Origin of the sequence: Streptomyces sp. NPDC051576 (genome assembly GCF_040681835.1) — a bacterium.
Classification (GTDB): Bacteria; Actinomycetota; Actinomycetes; order Streptomycetales; family Streptomycetaceae; genus Streptomyces.
The window spans coordinates 298,959-315,297 of the sequence record NZ_JBFAZO010000015.1 but is presented as its reverse complement, the minus strand read 5'-3'; the positions used below and the strand labels follow the sequence as shown (position 1 = coordinate 315,297).

Annotated in this window: 17 protein-coding genes and 1 pseudogene; 11 read left to right on the top strand and 7 right to left on the bottom strand. The window is 70.1% G+C overall.

Going from position 1 to position 16,339, the window contains the following annotated elements; genetic code table 11:
• The 3 genes from AB0M63_RS40215 to AB0M63_RS40205 all read right to left on the bottom strand — a co-directional run.
• On the bottom strand, positions 1-195 hold a 195-nt coding region (locus AB0M63_RS40215; protein WP_366022865.1), incomplete at its 3' end, for a DUF6368 family protein.
• Positions 196-567: 372 nt separating this feature from the next.
• A complete protein-coding gene (locus AB0M63_RS40210) occupies positions 568-1,245 on the bottom strand; it encodes a DUF2637 domain-containing protein (protein ID WP_366022873.1) in 678 nt (225 codons plus the stop codon).
• A 258-nt stretch (positions 1,246-1,503) separates the two neighbouring features.
• Entirely contained in the window at positions 1,504-2,064 is a 561-nt protein-coding gene (locus AB0M63_RS40205) for a DUF2637 domain-containing protein (RefSeq protein WP_366022864.1), read from the bottom strand.
• 639 nt (positions 2,065-2,703) lie between these two features.
• Between AB0M63_RS40205 and AB0M63_RS40200 the strand changes: the two genes are divergently transcribed.
• The 5 genes from AB0M63_RS40200 to AB0M63_RS40180 all read left to right on the top strand — a co-directional run bounded on the left by AB0M63_RS40200 (position 2,704) and on the right by AB0M63_RS40180 (position 8,342).
• Positions 2,704-3,402, top strand: a complete 699-nt coding sequence (locus AB0M63_RS40200; protein ID WP_366022863.1) for a FadR/GntR family transcriptional regulator — start codon at positions 2,704-2,706, stop codon at positions 3,400-3,402.
• A gap of 39 nt (positions 3,403-3,441) precedes the next feature.
• Positions 3,442-4,890: a four-carbon acid sugar kinase family protein gene (locus AB0M63_RS40195; RefSeq protein ID WP_366022862.1), complete on the top strand. Its 1,449-nt coding sequence runs from the start codon at positions 3,442-3,444 to the stop codon at positions 4,888-4,890.
• Complete coding sequence (locus AB0M63_RS40190; protein WP_366022861.1) at positions 4,890-5,753, top strand: class II fructose-bisphosphate aldolase; 864 nt, start codon at positions 4,890-4,892, stop codon at positions 5,751-5,753. The genes AB0M63_RS40195 and AB0M63_RS40190 overlap by 1 nt, the downstream gene beginning before the upstream one ends.
• A 232-nt stretch (positions 5,754-5,985) precedes the next feature.
• Positions 5,986-6,903 (top strand): NAD(P)-dependent oxidoreductase, encoded by a 918-nt coding sequence (locus AB0M63_RS40185; RefSeq protein WP_366022860.1) that lies wholly within the window; start codon positions 5,986-5,988, stop codon positions 6,901-6,903.
• Positions 6,900-8,342 (top strand): SLC13 family permease, encoded by a 1,443-nt coding sequence (locus AB0M63_RS40180; RefSeq protein WP_366022859.1) that lies wholly within the window; start codon positions 6,900-6,902, stop codon positions 8,340-8,342. Before AB0M63_RS40185 ends, AB0M63_RS40180 begins: the two co-directional genes overlap by 4 nt.
• A gap of 325 nt (positions 8,343-8,667) precedes the next feature.
• Here AB0M63_RS40180 and AB0M63_RS40175 read toward each other — a convergent pair.
• Positions 8,668-8,934 (bottom strand): annotated as a pseudogene (locus AB0M63_RS40175) (TMEM165/GDT1 family protein); the annotation flags it as partial.
• 456 nt (positions 8,935-9,390) lie between these two features.
• On the opposite strand from AB0M63_RS40175, the gene AB0M63_RS40170 reads away from it, so the two are divergent.
• A complete protein-coding gene (locus AB0M63_RS40170; RefSeq protein WP_366022858.1) occupies positions 9,391-10,260 on the top strand; it encodes an IS5 family transposase in 870 nt (289 codons plus the stop codon).
• Between the two features lie 60 nt (positions 10,261-10,320).
• Here the strand turns inward: AB0M63_RS40170 and AB0M63_RS40165 are convergent, their stop codons facing one another.
• Complete coding sequence (locus AB0M63_RS40165) at positions 10,321-11,094, bottom strand: transcriptional regulator (protein WP_366022857.1); 774 nt, start codon at positions 11,092-11,094, stop codon at positions 10,321-10,323.
• 122 nt (positions 11,095-11,216) lie between these two features.
• On the opposite strand from AB0M63_RS40165, the gene AB0M63_RS40160 reads away from it, so the two are divergent.
• The 4 genes from AB0M63_RS40160 (at position 11,217) to AB0M63_RS40145 (ending at position 13,192) form a co-directional block, all read left to right on the top strand.
• Positions 11,217-11,753 carry a DUF2231 domain-containing protein gene (locus AB0M63_RS40160; protein WP_355915708.1) on the top strand — a complete coding sequence of 179 codons (537 nt, stop codon included), beginning with the start codon at positions 11,217-11,219 and terminating at the stop codon, positions 11,751-11,753.
• A gap of 76 nt (positions 11,754-11,829) precedes the next feature.
• Entirely contained in the window at positions 11,830-12,279 is a 450-nt protein-coding gene (locus tag AB0M63_RS40155) for a hypothetical protein (protein WP_366022856.1), read from the top strand.
• A 1-nt stretch (position 12,280) separates the two neighbouring features.
• On the top strand, positions 12,281-12,937 hold the full coding sequence (gene folE / locus AB0M63_RS40150) for a GTP cyclohydrolase I FolE (protein WP_366022855.1): 657 nt from the start codon (positions 12,281-12,283) through the stop codon (positions 12,935-12,937).
• Between the two features lie 120 nt (positions 12,938-13,057).
• Positions 13,058-13,192 (top strand): hypothetical protein, encoded by a 135-nt coding sequence (locus AB0M63_RS40145; RefSeq protein WP_355915716.1) that lies wholly within the window; start codon positions 13,058-13,060, stop codon positions 13,190-13,192.
• A gap of 67 nt (positions 13,193-13,259) precedes the next feature.
• Here AB0M63_RS40145 and AB0M63_RS40140 read toward each other — a convergent pair whose 3' ends face one another.
• Together AB0M63_RS40140 and AB0M63_RS40135 are read right to left on the bottom strand one after the other, a co-directional pair.
• Positions 13,260-14,909, bottom strand: coding sequence for an alkaline phosphatase family protein (locus AB0M63_RS40140; RefSeq protein ID WP_366022854.1), 1,650 nt, complete (start codon positions 14,907-14,909; stop codon positions 13,260-13,262).
• A gap of 256 nt (positions 14,910-15,165) precedes the next feature.
• The gene (locus AB0M63_RS40135) at positions 15,166-15,822 is read right to left on the bottom strand and encodes a DUF6629 family protein (protein ID WP_366022872.1); all 657 of its coding nucleotides are present in this window, start codon (positions 15,820-15,822) and stop codon (positions 15,166-15,168) included.
• 277 nt (positions 15,823-16,099) lie between these two features.
• Between AB0M63_RS40135 and AB0M63_RS40130 the strand changes: the two genes are divergently transcribed.
• The gene (locus tag AB0M63_RS40130) at positions 16,100-16,315 is read left to right on the top strand and encodes a DUF4177 domain-containing protein (RefSeq protein WP_355915722.1); all 216 of its coding nucleotides are present in this window, start codon (positions 16,100-16,102) and stop codon (positions 16,313-16,315) included.
• Positions 16,316-16,339 lie beyond the last annotated feature (24 nt).

Sequence of the window (16,339 nt, the reverse complement as noted above, 5' to 3'; positions counted from 1 at the left end):
AACGTCACCCGCGCTCGCCTCGGACGCCTCACTCGCCAAGGCTTCCTCACCCAGCCCGGACGAGGCCGCTACCAGAAACGGACTTAACGCCCTCTCAAAACGCGCCGATGAGTAAACCAGGAATTCGCGAAGTCGCTGGATCGCCGAGTGCGGGACCGCCTCCGCCAACTCGATCACCAACACCGGTCCACTCATGGCGTCGGAGCCTAGCCAGTCGGGACTGCCGCCTCCAACCGATTGCTCACCGTGCACGCTTCACGGAAGTTGTGCCAGACCCCGAAGAACACCGCCCTAGCCACAGCGGGGGTAGTTCTCCGCGGGCCGAGATGTAGTGGACGCCTGGGCACTCGTCCGGGGGAGTTCGGCCTGCGGCTCGCCGCCTGAACATGAGACTCCCTCGTACCGCGCCAGTGGGGGAAGTTCGCTGGACCAGAATGTCTCCTCTCTGCAGAACCGCGCGTTCCGCGCCAACCGAGATAGTTCTGGACGGCCGCCGGCATCGCGCTCACCGTCGACTCGCTCCGCGCCGATCTGACGTCTCATCAAAACAATTATCAGACGAGCCTCTCAGCCGTGCGTCTCGCCCCGACGACGAAGCTCGTCAGCACCTTCGCCTTCGACTCGACTCCCCCGCACCTGAGCGGCAAGCCGCCTCGACCGGTCGGCGCCAACACGCAGTTCCTTCCTCAACGTCTCTGCCGAAGCAGGCCGTTGATACCGATCCCGATGCCTGGCATCGATCAGTCGGGCCTGAGCCAGCAACGGATCATCTCCGTGCTGATCACTACCGCTCTCTTGCTCCACCTCGGTCTCCTCGACCTTCCGATCGGCCGGGCGGTGTACCAAGAGTTCGACGGACAACATCAGAGCCACCGGAGGCCATCCGGCGACCAGCACCGGCTGCCATTCCAGAGCCGGTGCCGCCGCGATGTTGGCCGCCAGCGAGACCCCGGTCCCCAGGAAAAACGCCGACCAGACCGCACCTCGCGCACGTCGCGTACGAGCCCCGGCGGGCTTCAACAGGCCGACGGTCGCCAAAAGCAACAGACCGTCCACAGACATCGGCCACAACGACGCGCTGACACGATCCGCTCCACCCTGCAGCGCGAACTCCCTCTGGTGAATGTAAGAGGCATACGCGGCAACTCCGGCGACCACAAACGCGCAAAAAGATCGAACCCATATATCAAGATCGAATCGCTTGATCCAGGGTGTCTCCTGCTGGGCCTCGGTGCCCTGAGTCATCGACACCACCGCCACCCTCTGAACGTCAGAACTCGCCTCCGGCCGCCTCTTTTCCCGCAGTGCACACCGGCGGGAACCAACGCGCCAACGGCCTCCACCAGTGCACAAGCCGTGCACACTTCCACGGGAACTCTCAGGAACTCCCAGGAACTCCCAGGTAGAAGCGGGACGCCCCCAGACACAGGAAAGGACTCCGACCAGCCCATAAGGCCAGGTCAGAGCCCCGCCGACAGACGAGCCAGGCCATACGCCAGGTACTCAACCTTGAGCACCGCCGTTACGGCCGCCACGCACCACGGCCACCAACTGCCTCGACCGTCCAGCACCGATCCTCAACTCCTTACGCAGCGACTCAGCCGAGACCGGACGCTGATGCACCTCCCAATGCCGCTCATCCACCCGCCGGGCCTGCTCCAGCAGCGGATCACCACCACCGCCTTCATCTGCCTCACGGCCAGCAGCAATCTCTCCGTGATCGCGGGAGCGGTGAGCCAGCAATTCCACCGCCAGCAACAACGCCACCGGCGGCCACCCCGCCACCAACACCGGCCTCCACGACAACACAGGCGCCGCAGCAATATTCGCCGCAAGAGAGACACCGATACCGAGCAGAAACGCCAGCCACACCACACACCGCCCCCGACGGTCCTGCTCACCGGACGGCTTCAGGACACCGACCGTCGCCAGCAGAAGCAACCCGTCAACAGACAACGGCCACAAGGACGCACTGGTCCGATCCGCCCCACCCTGCACCGCGAACTCCCGCTGATGCAGATACGAGGCATACGCCGCCACCCCGGCAACCACCACCGCACCCATGCGCCGAACCCACGCATCCGGATCAGCCCCAAGCCGCACGCCGGGCCGCCTCACCGCCCAGCCCTCCCCCACACCGTAGGATAAAAGCTCCCCTCAACAACGAGCTTCCCTACCGAAACCCCAAGCTCAGGCCGCCATCCTTCTGCCACGCGTCCTGCCGGGGGCGCCACGCAGAAGGATGGCGGCGTCTTCTTCTCCGGAGCCATCCCACTCTCGTCGCTCGCCGGAGCGACGCCCCGCCCGGTTCACCGGACAGATGGCCAGTTTGAACCCAGCCCGCTGCCGACCAACATGCTCTCCTCCCGCAGGTCCCGATCGGACAGCACCTGCCTGACCGAGACCGCACGACCAAGCACCAGTACCGGCTCCTGATGGCCGACGCCGGTTGCCACGGCCACGCGGGCCGCGGTGCAGAGTGAGCACCGACAGACCGCGGGGCGTCGTGCGCGATCCGCGCCGGCCCATCCGGCCCAGGCCGCCGCCCGTCAACGGGCGTGAGCAGGCCGTCGCACCACCATTTCCCGCAATGCCCGAACGGCTTACGACCAGGGTATTGACGCTCCCTTCTTATGGTGTCATCGTTTCCGGCACATAGACATCAGATGTCTGATGTCATCGCCGAACGAAGAGGTTCCCGCCATGTCGCTCTCGGACGACCTCGCCGAGCAGTTGCTGACCGCGATCATCGACGGCCACTACCCGCCCGACTCCGCCCTCCCACCCGAGGGAGACTTGTCGCAGCAGGGCGGAGTGAGCCGTCTGACGGTGCGTGAGGCGGTCAAGCATCTGCGCGCCCAGAACGTCGTCAGGGTGGTGCGCGGCCGGGGCACCTACGTCAACCCGCCGGACCGGTGGACCGCCCTGGAGCCGGTGGTACGGGCGGCCTCGCGCACGTCGGGCGGCGCCCTATCGGAACGGCTGATCGAGGCTCGCCGGCTCATCGAGAACGGCGCGTGCGAGCTCGCCGCCTCCCGCCGCAGCGAGGAGGACCTGGAGATGCTCCGCCAGCACCTGGGGGTCATGCGCGAGGCGGCCGACGCCGGTGACACCGAGCAGTTCGTGCAGGCCGACATCGACTTCCACGACACCGTGATGCGGGCGACCGGCAACCTCTTCGTCCCGCTGCTCTTCGAACCGTTCGGCCCACTGCTCGTCGAAGGGCGCCGGGAGACCTCGGCCGTCCCCGAAATCCGTACGAACGCCATCGCGCACCACGAGGCGGTGCTCGCCGCGCTCGTGTCCGGCAGCCCCGAGGCCGCCCGAACCGCCATGGACGGCCACATGAACCAGACCGCCGACGACCTGCGCACCCACGTGATCAAGCGCGACCGCGACTGACGCTCTCTTCAACTCCCCGTCACAGAGCAGGAATCCGCCATGTCCCTACCCCTCCATGCCCAGACGCGGCCGGTCCCCGAGGCCGCGGTGCTGGAAGGGCTCCCCCCGGTCCGCGAGGTGAGCGCCGCCGACGTGGCCGCCCGCATCTCCGGCGGCCCCCGTCTCGTCGTCCTCGACGACGATCCGACCGGCACCCAGACGGTCGCCGACGTCCCGGTCCTGACCTCCTGGACGGTGGACGACCTGCGCTGGGCGCTGCGCCAGGACAGCGCCGCCTTCTTCGTCCTCACCAACACCCGCAGTCTCTCGCCCGGGGACGCCGCCGCCCGCAACCGCGAAGTGGTCCGCGCCCTGCACGCGGCGTCGGCGGCCGAGGGAACCAGTTACATCCTGGCCAGCCGCGGCGACTCGACCCTGCGCGGCCACTTCCCGCTGGAGACCGACGTCCTCGCCGAGGAGCTCACCGAGCTGGGCGCCGGCGCGCCGCACGGCGTGGTGCTGGTCCCCGCCTATATCGAGGCGGGACGGCTGACCGTCGACTCCCTCCACTGGATGCGGACCGCGGACGGACTGTTGCCGGTCGGCGCGAGCGAGTTCGCCCGCGACGCCACCTTCGGCTACCGCAGCTCCTCGCTGCCCGACTGGGTCGAGGAGAAGACGGGCGGACGCGTGCCCGCGGACGAGGTCCTGCGCATCACCCTCGACGACCTGCGCGGCGGAGGCCCGGCACACACGGCACGCCTGCTGTCCTCGCTGCGCGGCGGACGTACGGCCGTGGTCGACGCCGTCTGCGACGACGATCTGCGGGTGCTGGCCCTGGCCCTCGCGGACGCGGAGCAGAACGGCACGCGGTTGCTGTACCGGGTCGGTCCGTCCTTCGTCAGGGCCCGCGCCGGACAGGCCGGACGGCCACCGCTCACCCCGGCCGAACTGCACCGGATGCGCGGCGACGCGGCGCACGGCCTGATCGCCGTGGGGTCCCATGTCTCCCTGACGACACGGCAGTTGGACCGGCTGCGCGAGCGGGGCGGGATCGCCGAGTACGAACTCGACGTGGCACTCCTGCTCGATGAGGAGCGCCGCGAGGCCCACATCGCCGAGGTCGCGGCCGCGGCCGCCGGCGCGCTGGACTCCGCGGACGCCGTGATCCGCACCTCCCGCACCCTGGTGACGGGCGCCGACGCGGACGACAGTCTGGCGATCTCCCGCCGAGTCTCCGCCGCACTCGTTCAGGCCGTGCGCCAGGTCAACGCCATCCGCCGACCGGCGTTCGTCGTCGCGAAGGGCGGCATCACCTCCAGCGACACCGCCACCCACGGCCTTCGGATCCGCCGCGCCTGGGCCCGGGGCACGCTGCTGCCCGGCATCGTCTCCCTCTGGGAACCCGTGGACGGCCCCGCCGCCGGCATCCCCTACATCGTCTTCGCCGGGAACGTCGGCGGCGCCGACGCCCTCGCCGACGCACTCCACCTGCTCCGGAGCGCCTGATGCTGCTGCACGGAACCGACGCCCTCAAGGAGGCCGCGGCCACCGGGCACGCCCTGCCCGGGTTCGTGGCCTACAACCTGGAGACCGTCCAGGGCATCACGGCCGCCGCCGAGACCGCCGGACGCCCGGTCCTGATCCAGGCAGGCTCCAGCCCCTTCAAGCACGCCGGGCGCCAGGCCCTGATGCGACTGGCACTGGACGCCGCCGAACACTCCCCCGCCCGCCTCGGTGTGCACCTCGACCACAGCCGGGACCTGGACGAGATCACCGCCTGCCTCGAGGCCGGCTACACCTCCGTCATGGTCGATGGCTCCCACCTGCCGTTCGCCGAGAACATCGCACTGACCAAGGAGGCGGTCCGGCGGGCCCGCGACCACGGTGCCTGGGTGGAGGCCGAACTCGGGGCCCTGCCCGGCGACGAGGACGTCTCCACCGACGCCGTCGCCCGAGCCTCGGCGATGACCGACCCGGTGCCGGCGGCGGAATTCGTGGCCGCGACGGGCGTGGACGCGCTCGCCGTCGCCGTCGGCAACGTCCACGGCTTCACCAAGGATCCGGTCCGCCTCGACCTGGAACGGCTGGCCACGATCCACGAGGCCGTACCGGTCCCGCTCGTCCTGCACGGCGCCAGCGGTCTGCCCGTCGAGGAGCTGCACGGCGCCCTCGCCCGAGGCGTCGCCAAGGTCAACGTCAACGCCGAACTGCGCCGCGCCTACCTGGAGGCCGTCCGCACGGCCCTCCCGTCCGCGCTGCCCGGCTCCGACGTCGTCTCCCTGTGGGCCGCGGGCCGCGACGCGGTCCGGAACACAGCCCTGGAGGTCATCGGCCGCCTGAGCCCCCGCACCGAGGGAGAAAACGCGTGAGGTTACACCAGCCCCGCTGACCAAGAGCCGCGCCGTACCAGCCGTACGGCACAAGACCGCCGTACGAAGGCCCCCCGCGTCGCGTCACCTTCGCAAGCCGTCGCGAGCGCCGCCGCGCCCTCCCCCCGCGCAAGCCGCGTCCGCGCGCATCCACCGCACCCCGGGCCCGGGGACTCCCCACCCCCGGGCAGCCCATCCGCACCTCTCCTCTTCACTCCCCAGGAGGACAAAGATGTCTCCGCACCCCCGTCCCCAGACGGCCGTCATCGGCCTGGGCGCCATGGGACTCCCCATGGGGCACCGCCTGGCCGGCCAACTGCCCCTCTCCGTCTACGACATCGCAGCCGACCGGCGGGCCGCCCTGGCCGCCGAGGGCGCCCGCGACGCCGTGTCCCCGGCCGACGCCGTCCGTGGCGCCGACGTCATCGTGCTCGCCGTACGCGACCAGAAGCAGGTCGAAGGCGCGCTGTTCGGCGAGCACGGCGCCGCTGAAACCCTCCACCCCGGCTCGGTCGTGATCCTCACCAGCACGGTCGGCCCCGAGGCAGCACGCGGCACCGCCCTGAGGCTCGCCGAGCGCGGTGTGCTGACCGTCGACGCGCCGGTCAGCGGCGGCCCGGTGCGGGCCGGCGACGGCGATCTGCTGATCGTCGTCGGCGCCGAGGACGCGGCACTGAAGGCGGCCCGACCGGTCCTGGACCTGCTCGCCTCGACGCTCACCGTCGTCGGCCCGCGCCCCGGCGACGGCCAGGCGATGAAGGCCGTCAACCAGTTGCTGGCCGGTGTGCACATCGCGGCCGCGGCCGAGGCCGTCGCACTCGCCCGCGCACTCGGGCTCGATCCGGCCACCGTCGTCGAGAGCCTCAAGCACGGCGCCGCAGGCTCCTTCATGTTCGCCGACCGCGGACCGCGCATGGCCCAGACGTACGACGACGGACCCGAGCCCGAGGTCAGGTCGCGGCTCGACATCTTCGTCAAGGACATGGGCATCGTCACCACCATCGCCAAGGACGCCCACGTCCCGGTGCCCCTGGCCGCCGCGGCCCAACAGCTCTACCTGCTCGGCGAGCGCGCCGGACTGGGCGCCCGCGACGACTCCTCCGTCGTCACCGTCCTGTCTCCCAAGTCCCCGGAAGGAGAGGGACGATGAGCGACACCACTCTGCTCACCATCGCGGTCGCTGGTGTCGCGACGCTGCTCCTGCTCATCCTCAAGGCCAGGGTCCAGCCGTTCGTCGCCCTTGTCGTCGTCAGCATCGGCGTCGCGCTGGTCGCGGGAGTGCCCGCCGCCGACCTGGTGAAGACCATCGAGGACGGCATGGGCGCCACTCTGGGCCACATCGCCACCATCATCGCGCTGGGCGCGATGATCGGCCGGATCATCGAACTCTCCGGCGGCGCCCACGCCTTCGCGCACTCCCTCATCGAGAGATTCGGCTCCCGACGCACCCCGCTCGCCCTGACGGTCGCCGGGTTCGTCCTGGGCATCCCGGTCTTCTTCGAGGTCGGCCTGATCATCCTGATGCCGATCGCGTACGGCGTCGCCCGCGCCTCCCGCAAGCCGCTGCTGATCTACGCGCTGCCGATGGGCGCCGCGATGCTCACCGTGCACGCCTTCCTGCCCCCGCACCCCGGCCCCGTCGCGGCCGCCGAGGCGATCGGCGCCAGCCAGGGCCTCGTGCTGCTGTTGGGCATCCCCGTCACGGCCGTCGTCGCCCTGATCGGTTACCTCGTCGCGCGCCGTCTCACCCGCCGCGAGTACCCGATGGACCCGGCGGTGCACGCCGAGGTGTACGGCGCACCGGAGACCGGGGACGGCACCGCGCCGGCCCCCGCGGAGACCGGCTCCGCCTCCTCCGACGGCGGCCACGCCACCGCCGTACTGACCAAGCCCGCACCCTCGGGCACGGAGGTCCGGCCGCCGTCCTTCGGCATGGTCCTGGCGCTGATCGTCACCCCCATCCTGCTGATCCTCCTCGGCACCATCGGCCAGAACACGCTCGCCGAGGGCTCCACGCTGCGCGCCGTGCTCACCGTCCTGGGCGCCCCGATGGTGGCACTGCTCATCGACGTCACCCTCTGCGGCTACTTCCTGGGCGCCCGCCGCGGCTGGAACCGCGCACACATCGCCGAGGTCATGGGCTCCGCACTGCCGCCCGTCGCCATGGTGATCCTGGTCGCCGGCGCCGGCGGTGTCTTCGGCAAGGTCCTGGTGACCAGTGGCATCGGCAACGCCATCGCCGACGTCCTGGAAACCACCGGTCTGCCGGCACTGTTGCTGGCCTTCCTGACATCGCTCGCCCTGCGCGCGGCCCAGGGATCGGCGACCGTCGCCCTCATCACCACCGCCGGCATCCTCACCCCGCTGCTGCACCGCGCCGACCTGTCGACCGGTCAGCTGTCGCTGGTGGCCCTGGCGATGGGCGCGGGCGCTCTCGCGCTGTCCCACATCAACGACGCCGGGTACTGGATGTTCACCAAGCTCGCCGGCCTCGACGTGGCCGCGGGCCTGCGCACCTGGACGGTCCTGACGACCGTCATGGGCTGCGCGGGATTCGCCCTCACCGCAGCCCTGTGGCCGCTGGTCTGACCTGACGTGTCAACACACGGGGCTGCCCTCCCAAGCCGTGACCGGCCTGAGAGGGCAGCCTCGACATGTGACAGAACAATTCTGTCCGCAACGGCACGAGTGATACGGCACTCAAGATCCCTGGCCTCGCTCGATGCCGCCCATGTCCGGGTGCGGCGATGGGTCACCGTCCAGCCTGCTGGGCGCGCCTTCGGTCCGTCCGTCAGCGCCGCCGGGAATCCCGCACAAGACGCTGGTGGCGGCACCTGGTGTCGCGAGCGCGGTCACGGAGGCGGCGCCCGTTCCTGGGCAGCCTCCTGGCTCACCCAGAGGCTGCCGGCCCGGTTCAGCCGGTGAAGATCTCCATGAGCGACCAGATGGCGAGCCCGAGCATGCAGAGACCGCCGATCCGCTGGACGGTCTTGAGTGACACCCGCTTGGCGATGAACCGTCCCGCGACGAGCACGAGCGCGGAGACGGACATCAGGGCGGCCGCCGCGCCGATGGCCGTCGGCCATGTGCCGTTCGGGGCGGCGAGGTTGGCAATGGTGATCTGCGTCAGGTTGCCCCACTCGTTGATGAAGACGGTCATGAAGGCGGTCGTGTACACGGGCCGGATCCGCTGACGGATGCCATGAACGCGCCCGCGCAGACGGGCGCCGTAATGCCTGGCCGAAGGTCTCGCCCGCCCCGCACCGCAGTGCGTGGGCCCGGCCACCGGGAACCCGGAGATCCCAGCGTGTCGATGACCGATTGGTGAGGGCGGGCGCTCTGGGCGCGGTTTCATCGCCGCTCGCCGCCGATTCCAGAATTCCATTCAGCCGAAAACGCGCTCTCAGAGGTCGTTTTCACCTGAAGTAAGAGGTTATAGAGGTGTTTATGATGTTCGGTGGTCTGGTGCTGGTGAGGCTGTCGGGTTGGTGGTGAATGCCGAGACGAATGGTGTGACACCTGGGGCGGAGGGCGGCTTGCGCCTGTCTCATTCCAGGACGCCCAGGTCCGTCCCGTGCCTCGATACAGCCGCACGCACGACTGGGCGCACGCCCCTGAACGGCGATATCTCCAGGTCATGGCTGACCGTCGCCCGTATCCGAGTGATCTGTCCGATGCCCGCTGGGAGTTGATCGAGCCGGTCCTGGCCGCCTGGCGCTACGAGCGCCACGGCCGGGCACTGGGCTTCGGCCGACCCGCCGAGCTCGACCTGCGCGAGATCATGAACGCGATCTTGTACGTGGACCGCACCGGGGTGCAGTGGCGCTACCTGCCGCACGACTTCCCGCACTGGAACTCCGTCTACGGCTACTTCGCCAAGTGGCAGAAGGACGGCATCTTCGCCCAGCTCAACGGCCTGCTGCGGGACTTGGTCCGCGAGCAGGCGGGCCGCAACCCCGAGCCCTCAGCCTGCGTGATCGACGCGCAGAGCGTGAAGACCTCCACCAGCGTCCCCGCCACGAGCCAGGGCACGGACAACGCCAAGAAGATCGTGGGCCGCAAGCGGAGCATCGTGACCGACACGCTCGGCCTCCTGCTCGCGGTCCTGGCCACCGCGGCCAGCGTCCAGGACTCCAACGCCGGCACCCGCCTGCTCGACCAGGTCGCCGCCGACCACCCCACGATCCGCAAGACCTGGGTGGACGGCGGCTACCGCAAACACCTCGTCGAGCACGCCGCCACCCTCGGCATCGACATGGAAATCAGCGCCCGCACCCCCGGGACCAGGGGATTCACCCCGATACCCAAACGCTGGGCCGTGGAGCGCACCTACGGCTGGCTGATGCTCCACCGGCGCCTGGCCCGCGACTACGAGACCCTCCCGGCCCGCTCCGAAGCCATGATCCACCTCGCCATGACCGACCTCATGGCCCGCCGCCTCACCGGCGAAACAACCATCTCCTGGCGCGACCCGGCATCACCGGATCAAATCCGCATACCGGGATGAAACAACAGGAGAAAACGACCTCTCAGCGAGCCGGCACGACGCCGGACCCAGCCCATGGCCTCAGTCTGGCTGCGGCGCGGCGTCAGCGGTCTCGTCCGTCCCGTCGTCGGGATCCGTACCGGCGGGGGTGAGCTGGACGCAGCACTCTCCGGGCTGTGGCGCCAGGACAGCCTGGACTCCGCTGATCCGCAGGCCGTCGAGGTAGCCGGTGAGGAAGGCGTGGTTCATGCCGCACACCAGGTCGGGGGCCTTGGCCGCGAGAGGGTGGAAGGGGCAGTTGCGCAGCCGGATGTGCGTGGGGGTTTCCCGGACGGGTTCGTAGCCGTGCTCCTCGAGCATGCGCTCGCAGGTGGTCAGCCCGCGTTCGGCGCCGAGGCGGCCGGGGCGCGTCTGCTCCCGTTCCCTCTCGCCCATCTGTCGTCCGCGTACTCCGGCGGTGCGTGTCGCCGCTTGCGTGGCGTTCTCTTCGGGGCCCTCGGCCAGGACGGCGTCCAGCAGGAGGTCCGCCAGGAGTTCGTGGCGCCGGTCGGGGATGTTGACGGTGAGCTGGGCGTCGGTGGGCTCGTACACCTTGGGTTGCCGGCCGACCTTGCGGATCCCGCCGGGCGTCTCGTAGCGGGCGCGCAGCAGGCCGGCGTCGACGAGCTTGTCGAGGTGGAAGGCGGCGAGCTTGCGGGAGATGCCGACGCTGGCGGCGGCCTCGTCGCGGGTGACCGCCCGCCGGGCGCGCCGGATGAAGGCGAACATGCGTCGCCGGGAGTCCTCGCCCAGGACGCTCACGGAGTCGATGGCGGCGTCGGCCGCACGGGTCGGCGGTATCGGATCGGAAGCCACGGGCCCACGATAACCCCTGCCTGCGTGGTCACTCGTGCGCTCTGGGCGCCAGGACCTGGGCAACTTGACGCGCAGCCCTAATAAGACCAAGATTTGTTGGTGAAACTACGGAGGTCGTCGCGATGGTCAGTGAGTCTCAGCTTCAGGCGAAGCGGCCGGTCAGTGCCACTCTCGCCGGCCCGTACGGCCACCCCTTCCACCCGATCCTCGTGACGGTGCCGATCGGCGCCTGGGTGGCGAGCCTGGTGTTCGACATCGCCTCGCATGTGGTGGACGATCCGGCGTTCCTGACCCAGGGCTCGGAGTGGCTGATCGCGGTCGGGGTGATCGGCGCACTGCTGGCCGCCATGGTCGGCTTCCTCGACCTGTTCGCGATTCCTGCCGGGACCCGCGCGTTCCGCACCGGCTTGGTGCACATGACGCTGAACCTGGGGGTGACCGTCGCCTACGTCGTCAACTTCCTGTGGCGCTACGGCACCTACACCGACGGCGGCAGCGTCGGCGTCGGCAAGCTCGTCCTGTCCGCGGTCAGCCTGGCGGCTCTAGGTGTCTCGGGATTCCTGGGCGGCAAGCTCGCCTACCGCTACGGCGTACGGGTCGCCGACGAGAGCACCCAGGCCGAGGGATACGCGCCGGGCGACGCCGGCCGGACCTCGTGACGCCCGCCCCCGCACCTCTCTCGACGGCCGGTGCCCGCCGGCTGTCTTCCACCTATCCATCGTTGGGGAGTTCCTCATGGACATCGCGGCACTGATCGCCTGGGTGGTCACCGCCCTCGGCGGCTTCTACCTGCTCGGCACCTGGATTCAACGCGGCGGAATTCGCCAGCAGCAGTCCGGCACCAGCCGCCTGCCCGCACCGGTGATCTTCGTGCACTTCGCCCTGGCCGCGATCGGCCTGGTGGTATGGATCATCTACGTCGTGGCCGACAAGGACGCCCTGGCCTGGACGGCCTTCGGCCTGCTACTGCCGGTCGCTCTCCTCGGCTTCACGATGCTGGCCCGCTGGATCCCCGTCTACCGCGACCGCGCCACGGCCACCCCCGCCGCGGCAGCTCCGGGAGCAGAGGGGACAGTCCCCGCCGAACGGCACTTCCCGCTGCCCGTGGTCCTGGCACACGGCCTGCTCGCCGTCGTCACCCTCGTCCTGGTCCTGCTCACTGCCCTCGGTATCGGCGGCAGTTGACATGACCGACCCCTCGCACCACACCACCGCACGAATACGTCCCACCGACCAGGAAGACCCGCCCCCCGCAGGCCCTGCCCTGCGGGCGGTCCATGAGCCCGACGGCATCGACCTGGCCGCCGCCGAACGCGCCGCCGGTCAGTTCCTGAACGCCCTCGGCATCTCCACCTCCTCGGAAAGCCTGCGCGGAACACCGGGCCGCATGGCCCGCGCCTACGCCGAACTGTTCAGCCCTCGCCCCTTCGACCTGACGACCTTCCCCAACGACGAGGGCTACGACGAACTCGTCCTGGCCCGCCGCATCCCGGTCCGGTCTATCTGCGAGCACCATCTGCTGCCGTTCGTCGGCACCGCCCACGTCGGCTATCTGCCCGGCGGCCGGATCCTTGGCCTGTCGAAACTGGCCCGCGTCGTCGAGCACTTCTCCTGCCGACCGCAGGTCCAGGAGCGGCTGACCAAACAGGTCGCCGACTGGCTGCAGATCCGTCTGGAGCCCAAGGGAGTCGGCGTGGTCATCGAGGCCGAGCACAGTTGCATGACCCTGCGCGGTGTCCAGGCCACCGGCTCCAGCACCATGACCTCCACCCTCCTCGGCCTGCTGCGCACCGACGGCCGCTCCCGCAGCGAATTCCTCGCCCTGACCGGCGCAACCCCCTGATCAAGCCGGCAACACGACGCGGGCAGTTGCCCGACGCCCAACCGAAAGACCAAGGCCCTCGGCCAAGACAAGCGACGGCTACAGGGGCGGCGGCACGATCGCATCGGCTTCGTACGGACGGTGAACGGCTCCAGCTTCGCAACCGTCGAAGGCAACACGGGCAACCCCGACACCGGCGGTGCGAACGAGGACGCCCACAGCAAGACCCGCGAAACGAACAGCGGCTACGACGTCATGCTCGTCCGAGTCCGCTGACGTGCCCACCCGATTCGGCCAACCCGGTGCGCCTCGGGCCTGACGCGGCCGAGACGCACCGGCAGGGTCAGCGGACCGGCAGCACGTTGGTGTGTTCCTCGCGCACCGCCTGGAGGGCACGGGGGTCGAGGCCGAGCAGGCTCAGGATCGTCGGTGCGATCTGCTTGGTCTGCACCCTCGCGGAGTCGCGCACGCCGTCCGGGACGGAGGCACCTGACACGACGAGAGGGACGGCGAGGTCGTCGGAGTGGCCGCCGCCGTGCTCGGCGATCTTCTTGGTGCCGCCGGTGTAGACGACGCCGTACTGCGCGACGCCGAGGAGGTCCGGGACGCGGGCGTCGCCGGCCTTGACGTGGAAGTAGTCGGCCGCGGCCTTGCCGGCGTAGACCTTGCTGAGTCCGCTGCGGGTGTAGGCCTTGGGCTTGGCGTTGATGTCGGTGCCGGTGCCGTTCTGGGCGAGCAGGTACTTCTTGGCGAAGGCGGTGGCGGCCGCGGAGCGGTCGGAGAGCCAGAGCAGCATGGCGTCGTCGTCCACCGCGTGCGTCACCAGGTCGGCGGCGCCGGGGTGGAGCTTCTTCCAGGCGGCGTTGAGGCCGTCCAGCAGCGGGCTGTCGTCGACGCGGGTGAGCGCGGCGGGGTCGGTGGGCGACTGGCCGTGCTTGGCGGAGAGGATGACGGTGGTGCTGCCGGAAAGGTGCCGCTTGGCGATCTCGGCGGTCAGGGCGCCGATCTCCGTGTTGACGAAGTCCAGGTTCTTCACCAGCAGCGGGCCCGGGACGTTCTTGGCGGTGTAGCCGCCGGTGAGGCCGTCCGAGGTGGGCAGCTTCTGGGCGGTGGAGACCGACTGGAAGTTGAGGCCGAAGATCGCCGGGGTGCCGACCTTGTGGGAGCGGCTGTGGTCGTAGCCGTCGATCTCGTTGAGGACGGCCTTCACCTTGTAGCCGTCGTACTGCTCGGTGGCCTTGTTGTCCGTGGTCCAGTCGTTGCCGGCGGCGTAGCCGAGCGCGTCGCTGTTGATCTCCGGGGTGAACAGGTCCTGGACGCCGGTGCCCGAGGGGCCGTTGAGGATCTCGTAGGCGGCGTGCTTGTCCGACCAGGCGGTACGCAGACCCGCCTGGCGGGCCACCTCGAAGATCGTGTTCACCTTGAGGTACGAGTGCGGGTACACCGGCTGGCAGGTCTTCGGGTCGACCGGCAGCTTCGACGCGTTGATCAGGCTCGCCGGGTGGCCGGTCATCGAGAGGATGTTGTCCGGCAGGCCCAAGATGCCCTGACCGGCATCGATGGAGGCCTGGTTCTTGTCCAGGTCCTCCGTGAGGTCCACCTCCACCCCGGGCTTGACGCCCTTGCAACTGGTGGTTCCCGCCGGGAGGAGCGCGGCGTTGTAGGTGTCGTCGTAGTAGACGCCCGTGGTGCCGGGGCTGCCGCCGGTCGCCTGGGCGACCATGCCGGGGAAGGAGTCGGACGGCGTGGTGGTGCTGGCGTGGGTGTACTCCACGCCGCCGCCGACCAGTTGGGCCAGCGCGGACTTCGGGTGTCTGGCGATGTACCAGGCCAGGTCCGACTGGTGCAGTCCGTCGACCGAGACCAGCAGGACATGCTTGGCGGCGGCCGGGCGGGGGGAGGCGGCGAACGCGGCGGGCTGAGCGGCGGTCACCCCGGTCAGGACTCCGGCGGCGGCGAGAACGGCTGCGGATCTGACGTGACGTCTGGACATCTGTTGTCTCCCGGGTGTTCGGGGCGGGGCTGCGCGGGCGGGGCTCATCAGAGTCGCGCCTTGTGTACCGGAAGCGGCACATGTGTGAACACGCCCGGAATGGGCGGTCGGGTCTTCCCCAAGCAAGCCTGGTTTTCCCCAAGGCGGAGGGGGCCCGCGACACCGGCGAGCAGCGTGACCGGACGGAACCTGCGCCCACCGGGTTCCCCTGCCTACCTAACCTGCGGAGCCTGGCGCTTCACTCGCGACGCGCGCCTCAGCCCGCCGCCCCACCCCGCGACACACCCACATACCGCCAAGTCCCCTGACCCCGCCCACGAACCCAGAAGAACAGGACCACCGAAGTCACCGCGGCGACCGCGCACCACGTCGAGACGAACTCCAGCTCCCACAGCGCCCAGCAGACGACCGCGCCGACGGCGACCAGGACGCCCAGCAGCACCAGCCCGCGGTCGCCGGACGCGAGCAACGAGCCGACCGTCGCCACGAGGTAGCCGGCGATGACCAGTTGAGGGTGGGAAAGGTCGACGACGTACCCGACGGTGTGGCCGCGGATCTCGGAGGACACCGGGTGCGCGACGAGGGCCTCGGCGAGGACCGCCGCCGTGACCACCCCGATCGCGAGCAGCACACCGATCCGGGGCCGTGCCCGCCGTGGCACGGCACACCACACGCCCGCCGGAACCCACACCGCGAGCAACGGCAGGGCGATGATCGCCCAGGTGAGGGTGGCGGCGCCGGTGCCTCCGCCCTCCGCCCACACCAGGGACTCCACGATCTGATGGACGCCGAGCAGCACCGGCAGCGCGGCCAACGGGAGATCGGCGGGCCTGCGGGTCATGGCCACACAGGCCGTCCCGATGGCGAGGACGCCCGCGCCCGCGACGAGATCCGCTTGCGCACTCCAGCACATCGCTCCCCCACGGGATCGGTCCGCGTCCTCCTGGTCCACCACCGGTCACGCTACGGCTCCGTCCCGCCGGGTCCGGCGTGACACGACGGCCGTACCGTGCCGTGATGACATACCCCGGCGCTCCCCCTCGACGCCCGCTCCGGACAACACCCGCCGTTCCGGACCCAGTTGGCGGCCGGTGCCGCGAAACCACCCCCGGCCTGCGCGTGAGCGTCTCCCCGTGATTGGCTGACCCCGGCCACCGCAGACCGTGCACGCACAGGAGGACATCGCAGCCATGAGCAACCCCTACACGTTCGAGTACAAGGTCGTCAGCTTCCGGGAGTCGCTGATCGGCGACGCGCTGGACGGCGACAAGCTGGAGAAGGTCCTCAACAAGCACGCCGAGGACGGCTGGGGCCTGAAGGCCATCACCGCCGCCGACGTCAAGGGCCGCATCGGTCCCGGCGCGGTCGAGGGGCTCCTCCTCACCTTCGAGCGGCCCCGCGCGTAACAAACCGGTGCCGTGCGCGGGACG

What these genes read in the sequence shown, in the direction of transcription:
- AB0M63_RS40210 (WP_366022873.1), bottom strand. Translation starts at nt 1,245, where the DNA reads ATGACTCAGGGCACCGAGGCCCAGCAGGAGACACCCTGGATCAAGCGA.
- AB0M63_RS40205 (WP_366022864.1), bottom strand. Translation starts at nt 2,064, where the DNA reads ATGGGTGCGGTGGTGGTTGCCGGGGTGGCGGCGTATGCCTCGTATCTG.
- AB0M63_RS40200 (WP_366022863.1), top strand. Translation starts at nt 2,704, where the DNA reads ATGTCGCTCTCGGACGACCTCGCCGAGCAGTTGCTGACCGCGATCATC.
- AB0M63_RS40195 (WP_366022862.1), top strand. Translation starts at nt 3,442, where the DNA reads ATGTCCCTACCCCTCCATGCCCAGACGCGGCCGGTCCCCGAGGCCGCG.
- AB0M63_RS40190 (WP_366022861.1), top strand. Translation starts at nt 4,890, where the DNA reads ATGCTGCTGCACGGAACCGACGCCCTCAAGGAGGCCGCGGCCACCGGG.
- AB0M63_RS40185 (WP_366022860.1), top strand. Translation starts at nt 5,986, where the DNA reads ATGTCTCCGCACCCCCGTCCCCAGACGGCCGTCATCGGCCTGGGCGCC.
- AB0M63_RS40180 (WP_366022859.1), top strand. Translation starts at nt 6,900, where the DNA reads ATGAGCGACACCACTCTGCTCACCATCGCGGTCGCTGGTGTCGCGACG.
- AB0M63_RS40170 (WP_366022858.1), top strand. Translation starts at nt 9,391, where the DNA reads ATGGCTGACCGTCGCCCGTATCCGAGTGATCTGTCCGATGCCCGCTGG.
- AB0M63_RS40160 (WP_355915708.1), top strand. Translation starts at nt 11,217, where the DNA reads ATGGTCAGTGAGTCTCAGCTTCAGGCGAAGCGGCCGGTCAGTGCCACT.
- AB0M63_RS40155 (WP_366022856.1), top strand. Translation starts at nt 11,830, where the DNA reads ATGGACATCGCGGCACTGATCGCCTGGGTGGTCACCGCCCTCGGCGGC.
- folE (WP_366022855.1), top strand. Translation starts at nt 12,281, where the DNA reads ATGACCGACCCCTCGCACCACACCACCGCACGAATACGTCCCACCGAC.
- AB0M63_RS40140 (WP_366022854.1), bottom strand. Translation starts at nt 14,909, where the DNA reads ATGTCCAGACGTCACGTCAGATCCGCAGCCGTTCTCGCCGCCGCCGGA.
- AB0M63_RS40135 (WP_366022872.1), bottom strand. Translation starts at nt 15,822, where the DNA reads ATGTGCTGGAGTGCGCAAGCGGATCTCGTCGCGGGCGCGGGCGTCCTC.
- AB0M63_RS40130 (WP_355915722.1), top strand. Translation starts at nt 16,100, where the DNA reads ATGAGCAACCCCTACACGTTCGAGTACAAGGTCGTCAGCTTCCGGGAG.